This window comes from Ancylobacter polymorphus, assembly GCF_022836935.1.
GTDB classification, from domain to species: domain Bacteria; phylum Pseudomonadota; class Alphaproteobacteria; order Rhizobiales; family Xanthobacteraceae; genus Ancylobacter; species Ancylobacter polymorphus_A.
Map to the genome: position 1 here is coordinate 3,378,033 of NZ_CP083239.1, position 19,710 is coordinate 3,397,742.

Annotated in this window: 17 protein-coding genes; 7 read left to right on the forward strand and 10 right to left on the reverse strand. The window is 69.2% G+C overall.

Annotated features, from left to right (window positions below; translation table 11 throughout):
- Positions 1-89: 89 nt before the first annotated feature.
- The 5 genes from K9D25_RS16005 to K9D25_RS16025 all read right to left on the reverse strand — a co-directional run bounded on the left by K9D25_RS16005 (position 90) and on the right by K9D25_RS16025 (position 5,608).
- Positions 90-1,013, reverse strand: coding sequence for an ABC transporter permease (locus tag K9D25_RS16005; RefSeq protein WP_244376626.1), 924 nt, complete (start codon positions 1,011-1,013; stop codon positions 90-92).
- On the reverse strand, positions 1,006-2,082 hold the full coding sequence (locus K9D25_RS16010; protein ID WP_244376627.1) for an ABC transporter permease: 1,077 nt from the start codon (positions 2,080-2,082) through the stop codon (positions 1,006-1,008). Before K9D25_RS16010 ends, K9D25_RS16005 begins: the two co-directional genes overlap by 8 nt.
- On the reverse strand, positions 2,072-3,637 hold the full coding sequence (locus K9D25_RS16015) for an ABC transporter ATP-binding protein (RefSeq protein WP_244376628.1): 1,566 nt from the start codon (positions 3,635-3,637) through the stop codon (positions 2,072-2,074). The genes K9D25_RS16010 and K9D25_RS16015 overlap by 11 nt, the downstream gene beginning before the upstream one ends.
- 217 nt (positions 3,638-3,854) lie before the next feature.
- A complete protein-coding gene (locus tag K9D25_RS16020) occupies positions 3,855-4,832 on the reverse strand; it encodes a quinone oxidoreductase family protein (protein WP_244376629.1) in 978 nt (325 codons plus the stop codon).
- A 44-nt stretch (positions 4,833-4,876) separates the two neighbouring features.
- Positions 4,877-5,608 (reverse strand): CDP-alcohol phosphatidyltransferase family protein, encoded by a 732-nt coding sequence (locus tag K9D25_RS16025; protein WP_244376630.1) that lies wholly within the window; start codon positions 5,606-5,608, stop codon positions 4,877-4,879.
- 172 nt (positions 5,609-5,780) lie between these two features.
- Between K9D25_RS16025 and K9D25_RS16030 the strand changes: the two genes are divergently transcribed.
- Complete coding sequence (locus tag K9D25_RS16030) at positions 5,781-6,992, forward strand: UbiH/UbiF family hydroxylase (protein ID WP_244376631.1); 1,212 nt, start codon at positions 5,781-5,783, stop codon at positions 6,990-6,992.
- Positions 6,993-7,024: 32 nt separating this feature from the next.
- Here the strand turns inward: K9D25_RS16030 and K9D25_RS16035 are convergent, their stop codons facing one another.
- A complete protein-coding gene (locus K9D25_RS16035) occupies positions 7,025-7,987 on the reverse strand; it encodes an AEC family transporter (RefSeq protein WP_244376632.1) in 963 nt (320 codons plus the stop codon).
- 170 nt (positions 7,988-8,157) lie between these two features.
- Between K9D25_RS16035 and hspQ the strand changes: the two genes are divergently transcribed.
- On the forward strand, positions 8,158-8,487 hold the full coding sequence (gene hspQ, locus K9D25_RS16040; protein ID WP_244376633.1) for a heat shock protein HspQ: 330 nt from the start codon (positions 8,158-8,160) through the stop codon (positions 8,485-8,487).
- An 81-nt stretch (positions 8,488-8,568) separates the two neighbouring features.
- Here hspQ and K9D25_RS16045 read toward each other — a convergent pair whose 3' ends face one another.
- Positions 8,569-9,321: an invasion associated locus B family protein gene (locus K9D25_RS16045; RefSeq protein WP_244376634.1), complete on the reverse strand. Its 753-nt coding sequence runs from the start codon at positions 9,319-9,321 to the stop codon at positions 8,569-8,571.
- 317 nt (positions 9,322-9,638) lie between these two features.
- On the opposite strand from K9D25_RS16045, the gene K9D25_RS16050 reads away from it, so the two are divergent.
- On the forward strand, positions 9,639-11,339 hold the full coding sequence (locus K9D25_RS16050; protein WP_244450895.1) for an extracellular solute-binding protein: 1,701 nt from the start codon (positions 9,639-9,641) through the stop codon (positions 11,337-11,339).
- 178 nt (positions 11,340-11,517) lie between these two features.
- On the forward strand, positions 11,518-11,823 hold the full coding sequence (locus tag K9D25_RS16055; RefSeq protein ID WP_244376635.1) for a hypothetical protein: 306 nt from the start codon (positions 11,518-11,520) through the stop codon (positions 11,821-11,823).
- Between the two features lie 178 nt (positions 11,824-12,001).
- On the opposite strand, the gene mfd is transcribed toward K9D25_RS16055, so the two are convergent.
- On the reverse strand, positions 12,002-15,514 hold the full coding sequence (gene mfd / locus K9D25_RS16060; protein WP_244376636.1) for a transcription-repair coupling factor: 3,513 nt from the start codon (positions 15,512-15,514) through the stop codon (positions 12,002-12,004).
- Positions 15,511-15,807 carry a succinate dehydrogenase assembly factor 2 gene (locus K9D25_RS16065; RefSeq protein WP_244376637.1) on the reverse strand — a complete coding sequence of 99 codons (297 nt, stop codon included), beginning with the start codon at positions 15,805-15,807 and terminating at the stop codon, positions 15,511-15,513. Before K9D25_RS16065 ends, mfd begins: the two co-directional genes overlap by 4 nt.
- Positions 15,808-15,968: 161 nt before the next feature.
- Here K9D25_RS16065 and recG point away from each other — a divergent pair, with 161 nt between their 5' ends.
- From recG to mobA, 3 genes are all read left to right on the forward strand, one after another.
- Positions 15,969-18,050: an ATP-dependent DNA helicase RecG gene (gene recG / locus K9D25_RS16070; RefSeq protein WP_244376638.1), complete on the forward strand. Its 2,082-nt coding sequence runs from the start codon at positions 15,969-15,971 to the stop codon at positions 18,048-18,050.
- Between the two features lie 105 nt (positions 18,051-18,155).
- Positions 18,156-18,497, forward strand: coding sequence for a YbaN family protein (locus K9D25_RS16075; RefSeq protein ID WP_244376639.1), 342 nt, complete (start codon positions 18,156-18,158; stop codon positions 18,495-18,497).
- Positions 18,494-19,114 (forward strand): molybdenum cofactor guanylyltransferase MobA, encoded by a 621-nt coding sequence (gene mobA / locus K9D25_RS16080; RefSeq protein WP_244376640.1) that lies wholly within the window; start codon positions 18,494-18,496, stop codon positions 19,112-19,114. Before K9D25_RS16075 ends, mobA begins: the two co-directional genes overlap by 4 nt.
- Here mobA and mobB read toward each other — a convergent pair.
- Complete coding sequence (gene mobB / locus K9D25_RS16085) at positions 19,099-19,635, reverse strand: molybdopterin-guanine dinucleotide biosynthesis protein B (protein ID WP_244376641.1); 537 nt, start codon at positions 19,633-19,635, stop codon at positions 19,099-19,101. The two genes, mobA and mobB, sit on opposite strands and share 16 nt — an antisense overlap.
- Positions 19,636-19,710: the final 75 nt, after the last annotated feature.

Genomic DNA, 19,710 nt, shown 5'->3' on the forward strand with positions numbered 1-19,710 from the left:
CCGTCAGTCGCGGCCGGAGGGATCACCGGCACGCGCGACCGCTTCGCGCGCCGGGAGGCCGCGTGGCGCGGCCGGGTCTGTCGTCGTCGTCAGCGGTCCGGCACGAAGGGCACGCCCAGCGAGGCCGGCGCGCCCTGCCCGTGCTTCAGCGCCGAGATCACCACCAGCGCCGCGATCGTCGCGAGATAAGGCAGCGACGACAAGAGCTGTGAGGGAATGCCCAGCCCGAACCCCTGCGCATGCAGCTGCAAGATCGAGACCGCGCCGAAGAGATAGGCGCCGCCGAGCAGCCAGAGCGGCCGCCAGGCGGAGAATACCACCAGCGCCAGCGCGATCCAGCCGCGCCCGGCGGTCATGTCGCTGGCCCAGAACGGGGTATAGGCGAGGGAGAGATGCGCCCCGGCGAGTCCCGCGCAGGCGCCGCCGAACATCACTGCCAGCGTGCGGATGCCCCGCACGGGGTGGCCGAGCGCATGCGCCGCCGCGTGGTTCTCGCCCACCGCCCGCAGCACGAGGCCGATGCGGGTGCGCGCCAGCGTGTAGGTGACGGCGGCGAGCAGAACCAGCGAGGCGTAGACATAGGCATTCTGCCCGAACACCGCCTCGCCGATGATCGGCAGGTCGGTCAGGCCGGGGATCACCAGCTCCGGCGCACCGTCGAGCCGGGTGCCGACGAAATTGGAGCCGATCAGCCCGGCGACGCCGAGGCCGAGAATGGTGGTGGCAAGGCCGGAGGCGACCTGGTTGGTGGCCAGCCAGATGGCGAGGCCGGCGAAGACGAGCGAGAGCAGCACCCCCGCCAGCACCGCCGCCAGCGTGCCGAGCAGCAGGCTGCCCGATCCATAGGCGGTGGCATAGCCGACGGCGGCACCGACGATCATCATGCCCTCGACGCCGAGATTGAGCGTGCCGGCGCGTTCCGCCACCAGTTCGCCGAGCGAGGCGATGAGCAGCGTCGTCGCCGCCGCCACGATGCTGGCGAGCACCGCGCCGAGGATCGCCGCGTCAAGCATGGGTCGCTCCCTCCACCCGGCGGATGCGGTAGCGCACCAGCACATCGGCCGCGAGAATGGCGATCAGCAGCGTGCCCTGAAACACGCGGGTCACGTCGAAGGGAAGGCGCATGCTGATCTGCGCCGCCTCGCCGCCAATATAGGTCAGAGCGAGCACGAGGCTGGCGATGAGAATACCCACCGGGTGCAGCCGGCCGAGCATGGCGGCGATGATGGCGGTGAAGCCGTAGCCGGGCGAGATCGTCGGCTGCAGCTGGCCGATGGGCCCGGCCACCTCGATGATGCCGGCCAGCCCCGCCAGCGCGCCGGACACCGCGAACACGCCATAGGTCACGCGCTTCTCGTCGAAGCCGGCGAAGGCGGCGGCGCGCGGCGCCGAGCCGGCGAGTTCGATTGAAAAGCCCACCAGCGTGCGCCCGAGCACGAAGGTGGCGGCGATCACCGCCAGCAGCGCGATGACGATGCCCGCATGCAGCCGCCCCTCGCCCATCAACAGCGGCATGAGCGCCACATCGTCGAAGGTGACGCTTTGCGGGAAGTTGAAGCCCTGCGGGTCGCGCCAGGGGCCGCGCACGAGATAATCGAGCCCGAGCTGCGCGACATAGACCAGCATCAGGCTGGTGAGGATTTCGCTGGAGCCGAAGCGCACCCGCAGAAAGGCGGGGATCAGCCCCCACAGCGCCCCGCCAATGGCGCCGAGCACCAGCATGGCCGGCAGCACCCAGGGTCCCGCCTCGGTGCCATGGGTCGCCAGCGCCAGCCAGGAGCCGAGCACGGCGCCGGCGACATACTGGCCCTCCGCGCCGATGTTCCAGCGATTGGCGCGGTAGCAGAAGGCGAGGCCGACGCCGATCAGCAGCAGCGGGGCGGCTTTCACCACCAGTTCCTGCAGCGTGTAGGGATCGCCGAGCGGGTCGATGAAATAGATGGCGAAGGCGCGCACCGGATCGTGGCCGAGCACGACGAACATGAAGGCCCCGACCACCAGCGTGACGAGGAGCGCCACGACGGGCGCCAGCGCGTGGCGCAGGGGAGAGATGTTCTCCTGCCGTTCGAGCCTAAGCGGCATGGTGGCCCTCCCCCTCCGCGTCGCTGTCATGCGCGCCATGGGCGCCGCCCATGGCGAGGCCGATCGCCTCGCGCGAGGTTTCTTCCACCGGCACCGGCGCGGTGAGGCGCCCCTCGCTCATCACGGCGATGCGGTCGGTGAATTCCAGCAATTCGTCGAGGTCCTGGCTCACCACCAGCACGGCGCAGCCCTGCGCCGCGCGCTCGCGCAGCGTGGTGCGGATGAAGCCGGCGGCGGCGGCATCCACGCCCCAGGTCGGCTGGTCGACCACGATAAGGACCGGGTTGCGCAGCACTTCGCGGCCGATGACGAATTTCTGCAGATTGCCGCCGGACAGCCGCCGCGCCTTCGGGTCCTTGCCGCCGAAGCGCACGTCGAAGCCCTTCACGATCTTCTGGAAGCGGCCGAACAGGGTGGTGCGGCGAATGACATCCGCCGTGACGATCTCGCCGTCGCCATGGGTCGTCAGCAGCACATTGTCGGACAGCCGCATATCGGGTGCGGCGGCATGGCCCAGCCGCTCCTCCGGCACGAAGCCGGCGCCGAGCGCCCGGCGTTCCGTGGGCCCCAGCCCGCCGGCGGCCACCTTGTCGATGACGATGCTCTCCTGATCCTCGACCAGGGTTTCGCCCGAGAGCACGTTGAACAGCGCCGTCTGGCCGTTGCCCGCCACACCGGCAATGCCGACGATCTCGCCCGCGCGCACCTCGATATTGATGTCGTGCAGCGCCGAGCCGCGCGACCCGTCGCCGGGAAGGTTGAGGTGGCGCACCAAGAGGCGCGGCTCGCCCAGCGCGTGGGTCGTCACGCGCGGCGTGCGCGGCACTTCCGCCCCCACCATCAGCCGGGCGAGGCTGGCGGAGGATTCGCGCTTGGGATCGACCTCGGCGATGAACTTGCCGCCGCGCAGCACGGTGGCGCGGTGGCAGAGCCGGCGCACCTCGTCCAGCTTGTGGCTGATGAACAGCACCGCCCGGCCCTCGCCGGTGAGAACATCCACGGTGCGGAACAGGTTTTCCGATTCGTCCGGCGTGAGCACGGAGGTCGGCTCGTCGAGGATCAGCACGCGCGGATCGCCGAGCAGGCAGCGGACGATCTCCACCCGCTGGCGCTCGCCGACGGAGAGTTCGCCGACGCGGCGATAGGGCTCGACGGCAAGGCCATAGCGGCGCACGCAATCGTCGATGCGGGCGGCGAGCACGGAAAGCGGCTGGTGGCCGGGCAACCCGAGCGCGACGTTTTCCACCACGGTCATCGCGTCGAACAGCGCGAAATGCTGGAACACGACGCCGACGCCCTTGGCGCGGGAACTCGCCGGGTCGGGAAACACGATCGGCGTGCCCTCATAGAGCAGCTCGCCCGAATCGGCCTGCAGCAGGCCGCACATCATCTTCACCAGCGTGGACTTGCCGGCGCCGTTCTCGCCGAGCAGCGCATGCGTCTCGCCGGCGCGGATGGCGAGGCTCACATGGTCATTGGCCACCAGCGCGCCGAAGCGCTTGGTGAGTTCCACCGCTTCGAGCAGCGATTCCGGCTGGCGTGCCGCCTCCCCCATCCCCGCGCCCCGCCCTAGCGGCCACAGCCGCGGTGCCCGGCACCGCGCGGGCGTGAAGTCGGGGAAACAAGGTGGCGGGAAAGGGTCATGCGCAGCACGCTGGTGGGGTTACGAGCCGGCAGCATGGCATGGCGGGCACGCGGGGCAAGCCTAAAGTCTGGTCCGAAAATTTCGAAAACTGGCGCGTTTTGCGTCAGTCTGCCGGATCGAGATACCGTCACGGCAGCAGCACGGTCGACCCGGTGGTGCGCCGCGCTTCCAGGTCCCGATGCGCATCGGCGGCATCGGCGAGGGCGTAGCGCTGGTTCACCGGGATCTTCACCACACCGGACGACACCACCTCGAACAGGTCGTTGGCGTTCGCCAGCAGGTCTTCCCGGGTGGAGATGTGGGTGAACAGCGTCGGCCGCGTCGCGTAGAGCGAGCCCTTCTGCGACAGGGCCAGCAGGCTGAAGTTGGTGATCGCACCGGAGGCGTTGCCAAAGCTGGCGAACAGGCCGCGCGGCTTGATGCAGTCGAGCGAGGCCGGGTAGGTCGCCTGCCCCACCCCGTCATAGACGACATCGCACAGCGCGCCTTCGGTGATGTCCTTCACCCGCGCGACGAAATCCTCTTCGCTGTAATTGATGACATAGGCGGCGCCGCACTCCTTGGCGATCTCCGCCTTCGCCGCCGAGCCCACCGTGGCGATGACGGTGGCGCCGAGATGCGTCGCCCACTGGCACAGGATCTGCCCGACGCCGCCTGCCGCCGCATGCACCAGCAGCGTGTCGCCGGCCTTCACCTTATGCGTCTGCCGCAGCAGATAGCGCGCCGTCATGCCCTTGAGCATCATCGCCGCGGCGGTTTCGTCGGCGATGGACTCGGGCAGCTTCACCAGCGGCGCGGCAGACATGATGCGCTCGCTGCAATAGGCGCCGAGCGCCGAGCCATAGGCGACGCGGTCGCCGGGCTTGAACCCGCTCACCCCCTCGCCGACCTGCAGCACGATGCCGGCCGCCTCGTTACCCGGCGTGAAGGGCAGGCCGCCCGGCGCCGGGTAGAGCCCGCTGCGGAAATAGGTATCGATGAAATTGAGCCCGATGGCGGTGTGGCGCAGCCGCACCTCGCCCGCGCCGGGCGTGCCGAGCGTCACCTCTTCCAGCCGCAGGACCTCGGGTCCACCGGTTTCATGGATGCGAATCGCCACGACCATCGTGCTCTCCTGACGCGAAGGGGAAGGGGGAAGGCCGCCGGCGCTCAGGCCTGCGGGCCGGCGGCGCGCTTGCGCACCGGAATCACCCCGAACAGCGCGAAATAGACCGCGCAGGCGCACAGGCCCACCGTCACCCACACATCCGGCCGCATGTCCTCAAGCACCGCGATCACCGCCAGCACCGCCCACAGCGCCAGCAGCGCGAGGGTGACGAGCCGCAGCCGCACGACGCGGAAGGGATGCACGAACTTGATCGGCAGGAAGGTCAGCACCGCCAGCAGCGCGATGATGCCGGCGATCACGAACGGGTTCAGCGGCACCAGGAAGAAATAGAACACCACCACGTTCCACACCGCCGGAAAACCCTGGAAATACAGGTCGTCGGTCTTCATCGAGGTGTCGGCGAAATAGAGCGCGCTGGTGAGCAGGATGGTGGCGCTCGCCGCCACCGCCAGCCAGAACGGCATCAGCCCGCCGCTCGCCACCGCGAAGGCCGGCACCAGGCAATAGGTGAGGTAGTCGACCACGAGGTCCAGCGTGTCGCCCGACCAGCGCGGCAGCACCTCGCCCACCTTCGCCCGCCGGGCCATGGTGCCGTCAATGCCGTCGACGAACAGCGCGATGCCGAGCCAGGCGAACATGATCGCCCAATGGCCTTCCACCGCCGCCATCAGCGCCATAAGGCCGCAAACCGCCCCGGAGGCGGTGAAGATGTGGACGGCGAAAGCAAGCGTGCGTCGTCCGGCCGGCCCCGCACTGAGCGACTTGGTTGTCATCGCCACCGGCTCTCCTCCCCCGACCGTGCGACCCGTGGGATCGCCGCCTGCCTCTTCAACATCTGACATATAACATGCGCCCGCCGCGATCCGCATTGCCAGACCACGCCGGGCTGCTTATCCCACACTCCAGGTCCGGCTTATAGTCCCGGTGATGCACATGGAGGTTCACATGTCATCCGAACTGCACACAGGACAGCGGGCGGCGGTGGTCGGCGGCGGCGCCAGCGGCCTCATCGCCGCTCTGGCGCTGGCGGCGGGTGGCCTGCCCGTCACGCTCATCGCCCCGCCCCGCGCGGTGGATCCCCGCGCCACGGCGCTGATGGACGGCTCGGTGAAGGCGCTGGAAGCGCTCGGCGTGTGGCCGCGCCTGCGCCCGAACGCCTCGCCGCTGCGGGTGATGCGGCTGGTGGACGATACCGGCCGGCTGATCCGCGCGCCCGAGGTCGAGTTCCGCGCCGGCGAGCTGGGGCTCGACGGTTTCGCCTGGAATGTGGAGAACGAGGCGCTGCTCGCCGCGCTCGACGCCGCCGTGGCGGCGACGCCCGGCATCACACGGCGTGAGGCCAGCGTCTCCGGCGTCAGGGAAAGCGCTACCCATGCGACGCTGGAACTCGACAGCGGCGAACAGGTGGACGCCGCGCTGGTGGCGGCGGCGGATGGACGCAACTCCCCCTGCCGGCGGGCGGCCGGCATCGAGGTGACGGCGCGCGCCTATCCCCAGGTCGCCGTCACTGCCACCCTCGCCCATAGCCGCCCGCATCGCGACATTTCTACCGAATTCCACACCCGCACCGGCCCGTTCACCCTCGTGCCCCTTCCCGGGAATCGCTCCAGCGTCGTCTGCGTCGTCTCGGCGGCGGAGGCGGAAGCGCTGGCCGCGCTCGACGACGCCGCCTTCGCGCGCGAGATGGAACGCAAGGCGCATTCGCTGCTCGGGACGATGCAGCTTGATTCGCCGCGCGGCAGCTTCCCGCTCAGCCAGCGCACCGCGACGCACTTCGCCCGCGGCCGCATCGCGCTGATTGGCGAGGCCGCCCACATCATTCCCCCCATTGGCGCGCAGGGGCTCAATCTCGGCGTGCGCGACGCCGCCACTCTCGCCGAAATCGCCAGCGATGCGGTGCGCGCCGGGCGCGACATTGGCGGCGCCGAGGTGACGGAAGCCTATGAGCGCCGCCGCCGCCGCGATGTCGCCGCGCGCGGCTTCGCCATTGATCTGTTCAACCGCTCGCTGCTCACCGATCTTCTCCCCGTCGCCGGCCTGCGCGGGCTCGGGCTTTATATGCTCGGCCGCTCGCCGGGGCTGCGGCGGCTGGTGATGCGCGAGGGCGTGGGGCCGACCAGCGACGTGCCGCGCCTGCTGGCGGGGGCGCCGCTTTAGAGCATGCGCTGATCGGTAAATCGCCCTCTAGGCTATTGCAGCAGGCCGTGCGGCAGCATGTCGTGCTGCAGGGCGTAGAGCATGGCGGTGACGGTCGCCACCGAGACCACGGTGCCGACCAGCACGCCGCCGGACGCGCCGGCGACATAGGTGTCGTACTGCTTGGCCATGATGAAGGCGTTCAGCGCCGGCGGCAGGCTCGCCATCAGCACGGCGGTGGCGATCCACACCGGATCGAACCCGCCGACGAGGCTCAGCACCAGCCACACCAGCGCCGGGTGGATGACGAGCTTGATTCCCAGCAGCCACGGCACCTCGCTCTGCATCTTGCCCATCGGCCGCAGCGCCACCGAGACGCCGAGCGTGAACAGCGCGCAGGGCGCGGCGGCGTTGCGCAGGAACTCCATGGTCTTTTCCATCGCGGCGGGCGGATGGAATTCGGCATAGGCCGAGAGCACGCCGAGAAAGGTCGCGACATTAAAGGGGTGCGTGACCACGCGGCGCACCACGAGGAGCAGCGTGTGGCCCAGCCCGCGGCGGTCGCGCCCGCCGATGGCCATCAGCACTGGCACGATGGTGAAGAAGAACAGGCTGTCGAAAACGAAGATCAGCGCCGTCGGCACCGAGGCGGCAGCGCCGAGCGCGCCCAGCGTCAGCCCCGGCCCCATATAGCCGACATTGGAATAGGAGCCGACAATGGCGGCGATGGAGGCTTCCGGCAAATTGCCGCGCCGCAGCCACAGCCCCACCAGCAGCGAGAGGGTGAAGCACACCGCCGTCGTCGCCGTGGTGGCGAGGATGAAGCGGCCATTGGTCAGTTCGTGGAACGGCGTGCGCGCCACCAGCGAATAGAACAAAGCCGGCAGGGCGACATAGATGATGAAGAAACTCAGCCAGGCGAGGCCGCTTTCCGGGATACGCGCCAGCCGGCCGCATCCCAGCCCCAGGAAGATGACGCCGAAGAAGGGAAGCGCGAGCGCAAGGACCTCGTCCATAAGCGCTCGCTACCGGCTCGCCGCGCCCCGGTCAATGGCGACGTGGCGTGCCCGCGGCGGGTGCGGTCGGGCATGGCGGTTGCATGAGCGGCGTTGACAGGCGCCGGCCTCGCCCGCTACGGGGGCGCCACCCCCATGGCGGACATTTCAGTATGGCGGACGGGTCCAGGATGAAAGAGCGCAACGCCAAATACCGGATCGGCGAGGTCGTGCGGCACAGGCACTACCCGTTCCGGGGCGTGGTGTTCGATGTGGACCCGGAATTCTCCAACACCGATGAGTGGTGGGAATCGATCCCCGAGCACATCCGCCCGACCAAGGACCAGCCCTTCTATCATCTGCTGGCCGAGAACGCGGAGACGGAATACGTCGCCTATGTCTCGGAGCAGAATCTGGAACTCGACACCACGGGTGAGCCGCTTCGCCACCCGCAGCTGCCGGAGATGCTGGCGGCCGACGGTGACGGCGGCTGGCGCGTGCGCAGCGAAAGGCTGCAATAGCTCGCGCCTCTTGCACACCCTTCCCAAACGAAAACGCCCGGCTCATCGCCGGGCGTTTCTGTATCGGGAGGAGCGCGGGCCTTACTGGGCCGGCGCGGTCTTCAGCTTTTCGGCGCCGAGCTTTTCAAGGCCGGCCTTGGTCTGCTGTTCGCGCTGGTCGGCCTCGGCCTTCAGCTGATCCTGGCGGGCCTTCACCTGCTCCTGGATCTTGGTGATCTGCGCCTCGAACGCCTTCGGGTCGGTCTGCGGGCCGTCATAGACCTTGGCGAAATCGCCGAGGCCGATCGGATAGGAGATCAGCCGGCCGACCGCATTGGCGACCTGCAGCGTCAGGCCGGGGGCCTTCTTCATGCGGTCGACGAAGCCCTGGTCGACCTGGATGTCGCCGCGGCAGAAGCGCTCGTCGCACATCACGAAGGTGCCGAGGATCGGCTGTTCGTTGGCGAGGGCGACGCGGAAGCCGTTGCGCAGCAGCAGGCCGGTCGGGAAAGCGACGGTGAACGCCTTCTTCGGGTCGTCCTGCACCTCGAATATGCCGAAGCGGACGAGGAACTGCCCGGTGTCGGTGATGATGGTCTGCTCCATTTCGCAGACCTCCTTGTTGATCGACGGCTCCTGCCGGCAGCGCTTCATCCACGGAATCGGAATCGCCGGGATCTGCTGCGCGCCGGCCTGCTGGCCATTGGCCGGCGCGGCGGGCTGGGCGGCGGGAGCGGCCGGCTGCTTGGCCGCCGGCTTGGCCGGCGCCGTCTGGGCGAGCGCGGCACCGCTGGCAAAGGCCAGCGCCAGGGCGGCGCCAGCCAGGCTGCGCGCGAGAGTGGAGCGGTGGATCATGTCGAGTTCCTGTCGAGCGAACCGGGTAGAGACAACAGCGGACGCCTCGCCGCCATAACGCGATCGTGGGGCTGTCTCAAGCGCAATTGAGGCGACAGAGTGACCCCGGGACATATCGGTGTCCCGTTCATGCTAGATGTGGGGGGGCGACTACGCCCCGAATCTCGAACAGGAGCCGATGCGTGAGCGGTATCACCCGGCGGGCCTTTGCGCGCAATGTCTTAATCGCCGGCGGCGCGGCCTTGGGCTACCCCTATGCGCTGCCGGCCCGCGCGCAGGAGAGCGCCGCGCCCTCGGGCCCCCGGCACGGCCTCGCCATGCATGGCGACCCGCTCTATCCGCCCGACTTCGCGCATTACCGCAGCGTCAATCCCGACGCGCCAAAGGGCGGGCGGCTGGTGCAGGGCGCGGTCGGCGCGTTCGACAGCCTGAACCCGTTCATCGTGCGTGGCACGGCGCCGCCCTTCGTGCGCTGGAACATCGTCGAAAGCCTGATGGCGCGCAGCCCGGACGAGGCGTTTACCTGCTACGCCCTGCTCGCCCGCAGCGTCGAGACCGACGCCGCCCGCTCCTATGTCGCCTTCGAGATCGACCCGCGCGCCCGCTTCTCCGACGGCACGCCGGTGACGGCCGACGACGTGCTGTTCTCCTACGAGCTGCTGCGCGCCAAGGGGCGGCCAAACCACCGCACCTATTACGGCAAGGTGGCGAAGGCGGAAGTCACCGGCCCGCTCGCCATCCGCTTCACCTTCGCCGTGGTCGACCGCGAATTGCCGCTCATCCTCGCGCTGATGCCGGTGCTCGCCCGCCACGCCACCGATCCCGAGACCTTCGAGCAGACCAGCTTCAAGGCCCCGCTCGGCAGCGGGCCCTATGTCGCCAGCGAGGTGAAGCCGGGCGAAAGCGTGGTGCTCACCCGCGCGCCCGCCTATTGGGGCGCGGAGCTGCCGGTCAATCGCGGCAATTTCAATTTCGACAGCCTGCGCTACGACTTCTACCGCGATGTGAATGCGCAGTTTGAAGCCTTCAAGCGCGGCCTCTACGACATTCGCTTCGAAACCGATCCCGGCCGCTGGAAGACCGGCTATGATTTCCCCGCCGCGCGCGACGGGCGCATCGTCACCGAGGAAATCGCCACCGGCACGCCAAAACCCTATTCGGCGCTGATCTTCAACATGCGCCGCCCGCTGTTCTCGGATCTGCGGGTGCGGCAGGCGATGGTGGCGCTGTTCGATTTCGAATGGGCGAATCAGAACCTCTATTTCGGCCTCTACCGCCGCAATGGCAGCTTCTACGACGATTCCGAACTCTCCTCGCTGGGTCGCCCCGCCGATGCGCGCGAGCGGGCGCTGCTCGCGCCCTATGCCGACGCGGTGCTCCCCGCAGTCATGGACGGCACCTGGCAGGCGCCGCGCTCGGACGGCACCGGCCGCGACCGTACAAGGCTGCGCGAGGCGCTCGATCTCTTCGCCGCCGCCGGCTGGGACCTGAAGGGTGGCACGCTCAGCAGCCGCGCCACCGGCCAGCCCTTCGCGCCGGAGCTGCTCGTCGGCTCAAAGGACCAGGAACGGCTGGCGCTCGCCTATCAGAACATGCTGCGCCGCGCCGGGGTCCGGCTCGACATCCGCCTCGTCGACAATGTGCAGTTCGAGGCCCGCAAGCAGACTTACGACTACGACATGGTGCCCTATATCTGGGACCAGTCGCTCTCCCCCGGCAATGAGCAGGCGTTCTATTTCGGCTCCGCCGCCGCCGACACGCCCGGCACGCGCAATTTCATGGGGCTGAAGAGCAAGGCGGCGGACGCGATGATCGAGGCGCTACTGGCGGCGCAGGGCAAGGAGGATTTCGTCTCCGCCGTGCGCGCGCTGGATCGGGTGCTGATTTCCGCGCAGTTCTCCGTGCCGCTGTTCTACACGCCCGGCCAGTGGGTGGCGCGCTGGCGCAAGGTGGAACGGCCGCAGACGCTGGCCCTGCAAGGCACGCTGGCGGAAAGCTGGTGGCAGGCCAAGGGCTAGCGGCATCGGGCAGCCGAAACCGGCGAGTTGCCCGCTGTCGCTCGGTCAATTCCGCGTCGCCCGGCGCATGAAGCGCTGGACAGCCGGGCCGTCACCTGTTCCTTAGGGGCGGAATGCGCGCGGCGGGCCGGCTTGGGCCGGTTGACCCGCGAAGGAATGAAGTGCTGGAGCCATGTCCATGCGTTACGCCGTCCTCTCCGCCGCCCTGCTCGTGGCGGGCACCCTGTCCGCCGGAGCGCAGCAGCCGATTGAGGTGCACCCGAACCAGCCGGCGCAGGGCGGGCTGGAGATCACCATTCCGCCGATCAACGACCCGAATTATCTCGATTACGGCCCGCTGCCGGACAAGCCGGGTTCCGGCAAGAGCCAGGACTATATGGATCAGGCCGGCGGCAATTATGAAAACCTCAGCGGCCCGGGGTCGGATGTCGACGCTGATGTGATGCCCGACACCGACGGCGCCTATGAAAGCCCGCTGGACTGAGGCCCGGCTGAAAGCGGCCGTCATACGGACGGCTCGCCACCCCTGAGAACATCGTCATCCCGGCCGTCGCCGAGGCGAAGAGCCGGGATCGTCGTCCAAAATGCCGCAGCGATCCCGGACAGGGCCTGCGGCCCTTCCGGGATGACGGCCCGCCGCGAAGCGGCGGCTCACGCCGCCTTCAGGCCGCCTTCGCCCCCTGCTCCGCGATCTTCGCCAGCTCTTTCAGAATTCCGGCGCTGCCCTTCAGTCGCGCATTGGCGCTCGGCCAGTCCTCGGAGAACACCACCTTGCCGTCGGGGCGCATCTTCGCCACCACATGCGGCTTGCCGACATAGGTGATGAAGCCGGCCGGGTTGGGGAAGCGCCCGTCGCGGAAGGTCAGCACCATGCCGCGCGGGCCGGCATCCACCTTCTCCACATTGGCGCGGCGGCACAGCGCCTTGATCGCCACCAGCTTGAGCAGCTGTTCCACCTCTTCGGGCAGCGTGCCGAAGCGGTCGACCATTTCCGCGCCCATGGATTCGATCTCGGCGTCGGTCTCCATGTCGGCCAGCCGGCGATAGAGGCTGAGGCGGACATGCAGGTCGGTCACATAGTCCTCGGGGATCAGCACCGGCGTACCGATGGAGATGGTGGGCGACCACTTGTCCGCCGCCGGCGCGGTAATGCCGGCCTTGAGGTTGGCGATCGCCTCCTCAAGCATCTCCTGATACAGCTCGTAGCCGACCTCCTTGATATGGCCGGACTGCTCGTCGCCGAGCAGATTGCCGGCGCCGCGAATGTCGAGGTCGTGGCTGGCGAGCTGGAAGCCCGCCCCCAGCGTGTCGAGCGACTGCAACACCTTGAGCCGCCGATCCGCCTGCGCCGTCACCTGCTTTTCCGCCGGCAGGGTGAAGATGGCATAGGCCCGCGTCTTGGAGCGACCGACGCGCCCGCGCAGCTGGTAGAGCTGGGCGAGGCCGAACATGTCGGCGCGGTGGATGATCAGCGTGTTGGCGGTGGGGATATCGAGGCCGGATTCGACGATGGTGGTGGAGAGCAGCACGTCGAACTGCCCGTCATAGAAGGCGGACATGATTTCTTCGAGCTGCGTCGCCGCCATCTGGCCATGCGCCACCGCGACCTTCACCTCCGGCACGCTCTTGTCGAGGAAGTCCTTCACCTCGGCGAGGTCCTCGATGCGCGGGCAGACATAGAAGCTCTGTCCGCCGCGATAGCGCTCGCGCAGCAGCGCCTCGCGTACGATCAAGGGATCGAACGGGGTTATGAAGCTGCGGACCGCCAGCCGGTCGACCGGCGGCGAGGCGATGATGGAGAGTTCGCGCACCCCGGTCATGGCGAGCTGCAGCGTGCGCGGAATGGGCGTCGCGGTGAGGGTCAGCACATGCACCTCGGCGCGCATCTGCTTCAGCCGCTCCTTGTGGCCAACGCCGAAATGCTGCTCCTCATCGACGATGACGAGGCCGAGATCGCGGAAGGAGATCGTCTTGCCCAGCAGCGCATGGGTGCCGACCACGATGTCCACCGTGCCGTCGGCGAGCCCCTTCTTGGTGTCGGAAAGTTCCTTGCCGGTCACCAGCCGCGAGGCCTGCCGCACCACGACGGGCAGCCCCTTGAAGCGCTCGGAAAACGTCTTGAAATGCTGGCGGGCGAGCAGCGTGGTCGGCACCACCACCGCCACCTGCTTGCCGTTCAGCGCCACGGCGAAGGCGGCGCGCAGCGCGACCTCCGTCTTGCCGAAGCCGACATCGCCGCACACCAGCCGGTCCATCGGATGGCCGGAACCGAGATCGTCGAACACCGCCTCGATAGCGGCCTCCTGGTCCTCGGTCTCCTCATAGGGGAAGCGGGCGCGGAACTCGTCATAAAGCCCGGCCGCCGGCACGAGGCGCGGCGCCTCCTGCGTCTGGCGCTGCGCCGCCACCTTGATCAGCTCGGCCGCCATCTCGCGGATACGGCTCTTCATCCGCGCCTTGCGCGCCTGCCAGCCGCCGCCGCCCAGCCGGTCGAGCTGTGCCTCGGTGTCTTCCGAGCCGTAGCGCGACAGGAGTTCGAGGTTTTCCACCGGCAGGAACAGCTTGGAGCCTTCCGCATAGTGGATTTCGAGGCAGTCGTGCGGGGCGCCCATCGCCTCGATGGTCTTCAGCCCGATGAAGCGGCCGATGCCGTGGTCGACATGCACGACGAGATCGCCGGCGGTGAGCGCGCCCAGCTCCGCGATCACGTCCTGCGGCCGGCGCGCCTTGCGCTTCGGGCGCACCAGCCGGTCGCCGAGAATGTCCTGCTCGCCGATGACGGCGAGGCCGTCCGTCTCGAAGCCAGACTCGATGCCGAGCACGGCCAGCGCGATGGTGCCCTTGGGCAGCGCCTCCGCCGCGTCGCGCGAGCCGACCGTCTGCGTGCCCTTGAGGCCGTGATCGGCGAGCACGGTGGACAGCCGGTCGCGCGAGCCGTCCGACCAGGCGGCGAGGATGGTGCGCTTATGTTTGGCGAGGTCGCGCAGATAGGCGGCCGCCACCTCGAACAGCGAGGCTTCGGGGTCCGCCCGTTCCGGCGCGAAGGAGCGGGCCGGGCGGCCGTCGAGGTCGATCACGTCCCTCGATTCGGGCAGCGCATAGGCCGACAGGGCGACGTTCTTCGCCGCCTCGCGCCGGGCCTTCCACTCCTCGGCGGTGAGATAGAGCGCGTCGGGCGGCAGCGGCTTGTAGGGCGTGCCGCCGCCATGCTCCAGGCCGTGGCGGCGGGCGTCGTAATAATCGGCGATCTGGTCGAGCCGGGAGGCGGCGGCCTCGTCGTCCTGCGCCTCCATGACGATGGGGGCGTCGGGGGCGTAGTCGAACAGCGTGTCCAGCCCGTCATGGAACAGCGGCAGCCAGTGTTCCATGCCGGGATAGCGCCGCCCCTCGCTCACCGCCTCATAGAGCATGTCGCCGCGCTGCGCCGCGCCGAAGGCGGCGACATAGGCCATGCGGAAGCGCTTCATCGTCTCGCTGGTGAGCTGCACCTCGCTCATCGGCACCAGATCGAGGGCGCGCATCTGCATGGCGGTGCGCTGGGTCTCGGGGTCGAAGGAGCGGATCGATTCCAGCGTGTCGCCGAAGAAATCGAGCCGCACCGGCGCCGGCAGCCCGGGCGGGAACAGGTCGACAATGCCGCCGCGCACCGCATATTCGCCGGTATCGCGCACGGTGGAGGTGCGCTGGAAGCCGTTGATCTCCGCCCAGCCCACCACCTCGTCGAGCGAGAGCGCGTTGCCCGGCGCGGCGGAGAAGGACTGGGTGGCGATCAGCGCGCGGCTCGGCACGCGCTGCAGCGCGGCGTTGACCGTGGTGAGCAGGATGGTGCCGGCCTCGCGGCCCTTCACACGCGCGAGCCGGGCCAGCGTGGTCATGCGGCGGGCGATGACGGCGCTGTTGGGCGAGGCGCGGTCATAGGGCAGGCAGTCCCAGGCCGGGAAGGGCAGCACCTCCACCCCCGGCGCGAAGAAGCCGAGCGCCCGCTCCAGCTCCGCCATGCGCTCGCTGTCGCGGCAGATCACCATCAGCGTCGGCCAGGGCGCCTTGTCCTGCGCCGCCAGCGCGCGGGCGAGATCGGCGACGACGAGGCCCTCCATCCCGCCCGGCACATTGGCGAGCGTGACCGTGCGGCCGGGCGCGAGCTTCGAGGTCAGGGTGGCGAAAGCGGTCTTCATATCGGCGGCAGGCCCTCGCCCGACAGATGGAACTGGCGGAAGCGGTGAAAGACGGGGGTGTCGAACTCCGGCGACGGCTCACCGCTGCCGAGCCAGCCGAAAAGGTCGGGGTCCTCGACCTCGATCAGCTTCTCGAAATCGGCCACCTCGTCCTCGCTCAACTCGCCGATGCAGGCATCGGCGAAACGGCCCATCAGCAGGTCCATCTCGCGGGTGCCGCGATGCCAGGAGCGGTAGAGGATGCGGCGACGGCGGGCATCGAGGCCCGCGCTGGAGCGCGTGGTTCCGGTCATGTCCAGGTCTCGGTTTCGCGGTGACGCCAGCGCGGCCGCGCGCAAGAGGCGCCGGTTCTAGCGCGGGCTGGGCCCGCTGTCAGGTGGCTTGTCGGCATGGCAGATAGAACGCCCGGGAAGCGATTGCGCGCCGGCCCGCCATCGTCCACCTTCCGCCCATCATGCGGCCCGACCTTCTCAATCCCTATTTCGCCGAAATCACCGGCCTTCCCGGCATCGGCCCCAAGCTCGCGCGGCCCTTCAACCGCCTGCTCGGGCGGGAGGAGGGCGCGCGCGTGCTCGATCTCCTGCTGCACCTGCCATCCTCCACCATCGACCGCCGCGCCCGCCCGACACTGGCGGAAATCGTGCCCGACACGGTGGTGACGGTGGAAATCCATGTCGACCGCCATGTCCCCACCCCGCGCGGCTCGCGCGCGCCCTACCGTGTCTATGGCCACGACGCCACCGGCGACCTGACGCTCGCCTTCTTCAAGGCCGAGCGCAGCTGGATGGAGCGGCTGCTGCCCGTGGGCGAAACGCGCTGGGTGTCGGGCACCGTCACGCTCTACGACGGCATGGCGCAGATGGTTCACCCCGACCGGGTGGTGGACGCCGCCGGCCTCGCGAAGCTGCCGCCGATCGAGCCGCTTTATCCGCTCGTCGAGGGGCTGGGCCAGGGCCATCTGCGCCGCGCCATCGAGGCCGCGTTCACCCAAGTGCCGGAGCTGCCGGAATGGCGCGCCGACCCGCCCGGCATCGGCTTTCTCGACGCGCTGCGCAAGGTGCACCAGCCGCGCGAGACGCTGGATGCAAGCCCGCAGGGCCCCGCCTGGCAGCGTCTCGCCTATGACGAACTGCTCGCCGGCCAACTCGCCCTCGCCCTGCTACGCGCCAGCACGGTGAAGCAGGCAGGGCGGCCGAGCGTGGGCGATGGGCGGCTCTCGGCGCGCATTCTCAGTGCCCTGCCCTTTTCCCTCACGGGATCGCAGACCGAGGCGCTCAAAGCCATCCGCGCCGATCTCGGGTCAGAGGACCGCATGCTGCGCCTGCTGCAGGGCGATGTCGGCTCGGGCAAGACCGTGGTGGCGCTGCTGGCGGCGGCCACCGTGATCGAGGCCGGCCGGCAGGCGGCCTTGATGGCACCGACGGAAATCCTCGCCCGCCAGCACATGAAGACCATCGCCCCGCTGGCGGAAGCGGCGGGGCTTCGCGTTGCCCTGCTCACCGGGCGGGAGAAGGGGCGCGGGCGGGCGGAGCTTCTGGCCCGGCTCGCGGCCGGCGCGATCGATCTCGTCATCGGCACCCATGCGCTGTTTCAGGAAGGGGTGGATTTCCACGACCTCGCGCTCGCCATCGTCGATGAGCAGCACCGCTTCGGCGTGCATCAGCGCCTCGCGCTCGCCGCCAAGGGCGAGGCGGTGGATGTGCTGGTCATGACCGCGACGCCGATCCCGCGCACGCTGGTGCTGACCTATTTCGGCGACATGGATTCCAGCGAGCTGCGCGAGAAGCCGGCCGGCCGCCAGCCCATCGACACCCGCGCCATCCCCTCCGACCGGATTGACGAGATTGTTGCCCGGCTCGGCCGCGCGCTGGCGGAAGGACGCCGCGCCTACTGGATCTGCCCGCTAGTCGAGGAATCGGAAACCTCCGACCTCGCCGCCGCCGAGGCCCGCTTTGCCGATCTCGCGGCACATTTTGGCGCCCGTGTCGGCCTCGTCCACGGCAAGATGAAGGGGGCGGAGAAAGACGCCGCCATGGCCGCTTTCGCCGCTGGGGAAACACAGCTCCTCGTCGCCACCACCGTGGTCGAGGTGGGCGTCGATGTGCCCGAGGCCAGCATCATCGTGATCGAACATGCGGAACGTTTCGGCCTCGCGCAGCTTCATCAGCTGCGCGGCCGGGTCGGGCGCGGTTCGGAAGCCTCCACCTGCGTGCTGCTCTACCGCCGCCCGCTGGGGGAGATCGCCCGCCAACGGCTGGAAGCGCTACGCTCCTCCGAGGACGGGTTCTTCCTCGCCGAGCAGGATCTGAAGCTGCGCGGCGAGGGCGACGTGCTCGGCACACGGCAGAGCGGCTTTCCCGGCTTCAAGCTGGCGCGGCTTGAGGTGCATGGCGATCTTCTCGTCGCGGCGCGGGCCGAGGCGCTGGAGATCGTCAAGAACGATTCTGATCTTCGCGGCCCGCGTGGCGCGGCCCTGCGGCTGTTGCTACATGTGTTCGAGCGCGACGTGGCGGTGAAGCTGCTCAGCGCGGGGTAATGACGAGAGGACGAGCTCCAACGACTTGGCGATGCGATGATGCACCCCTGCATGACAGAGCCTGAGCGGAAAACGTCTTCCCTTGCGGCACCTGTGCGCTGGGCAATGTTTGCCCTCGCCTGGGTCTGCGTCGGGCTGGGCATTGTCGGGCTCGTCACGCCGGTCATGCCCGGCACGGTGTTCCTCATTCTCGCGGCATGGCTGTTCACCCGTTCCTCACCGCGCTTCGAGCGCTGGCTGCTCACCCATCCGCGCCTCGGCCCCTCCGTGGTGGCGTGGCGGGCGAATGGCGTGGTGCCGCGCTGGGCGCAACTTGTCGCCACCGGCAGCATGGCCGGCAGCTTCGTGCTGCTGGTCGTCATCGGCCTTTCCGTGCCGGTTCTGGCGATCATTGGCGCGATCTTCGTCGGCACCAGCGCCTATCTGCTCACCCGGCCGACCGCATGAGCGAAGCGGCGCCACCCGCCGGGCTGATCCTCGCCGGCGGCCTGTCGCGCCGCATGGGCGGGGGCGACAAGGGGCTGAAGCGGCTCGGCGGCGAGACGGTGCTGGCGCGCATCGCCGCCCGGCTGGCGCCGCAGGTGTCGCCGCTTCTGCTCAACGCCAATGGTCCGGCGGCGCGCTTCGGGCTGGATCTGCCTGTGGTGGCGGACACATTGCCGGGCCAACCCGGCCCGCTCGCCGGCCTGCTCGCCGGGCTCGACCATGTCGCGCGCGAACTGCCGGGCGCGCGCCACCTGCTCACCGTGCCGAGCGACTGCCCGTTCCTGCCCCATGACCTCGCCGCGCGTCTTGCCGCCGCTGCCGGGGAAGCGGGGGCGGCCTATGCGACCTCCGGCTGGCGCGAGCACCCGGTGGTCGGGCTGTGGCCGGTGGCGGCCCGCGCGGCGCTGCGCCGCCTGCTGGTGGAGGAAGACGAGCGGCGGATGATGCGTTGGGTGCGTGAAGTCGGCGCCGTGCCGGTGGAATGGCCGGCTACGCCGCTCGACCCGTTCCACAACCTCAACACGCCCGACGACCTTCTCGCCGCCGAGCGCCTGCTCGCCGCCTATCCCGCGCTGTGAGCCGACGGGCGCCAGGCGATGGAATCGACCGGGGCGGCGTGCTGGTCGGCGAAATCGGCGATGGCCTCGATATCGTCGAGGTCGATCACCGGGCGCGGGCAGCCGGGCACCGCGTGGTCGGAGGCGAGGCCGAGGATGAACGGATCGTCGGGATAAAGGAACGGCTTGCCGAGTTCCGCGCGATGGACCTCGATCTTGGGATGGTGGTCCTGCTTGAAGCCTTCCACCAGCACGAGATCCACCGGCGAAAGGCGGGCGACGAGTTCCGGCAGGTCCGGCTCCGGCGCGCCGCGCAGCTCATGCATCAGCGCCCAGCGATTGGCCGAGGAAATCAGCACCTCGCTCGCGCCCACGGTGCGGTGGGTGTGCGAATCCTTGCCCGGCTTGTCGACATCGAAATTATGGTGCGCGTGCTTCACCGTGGAGACGCGGTGCCCACGCCCGACCAGAACGGGAATGAGCCGCGCCAGAAGCGTCGTCTTGCCCGCGCCGCTCCACCCCGCGAATCCGATCAGCCGCATTGTCGCCTCCCCGCGCCCTTTTCCCAGCACTTCGGCCCTCGCAGCCCCCGCGTCAAGTCATCGAGGCGGGTGGGC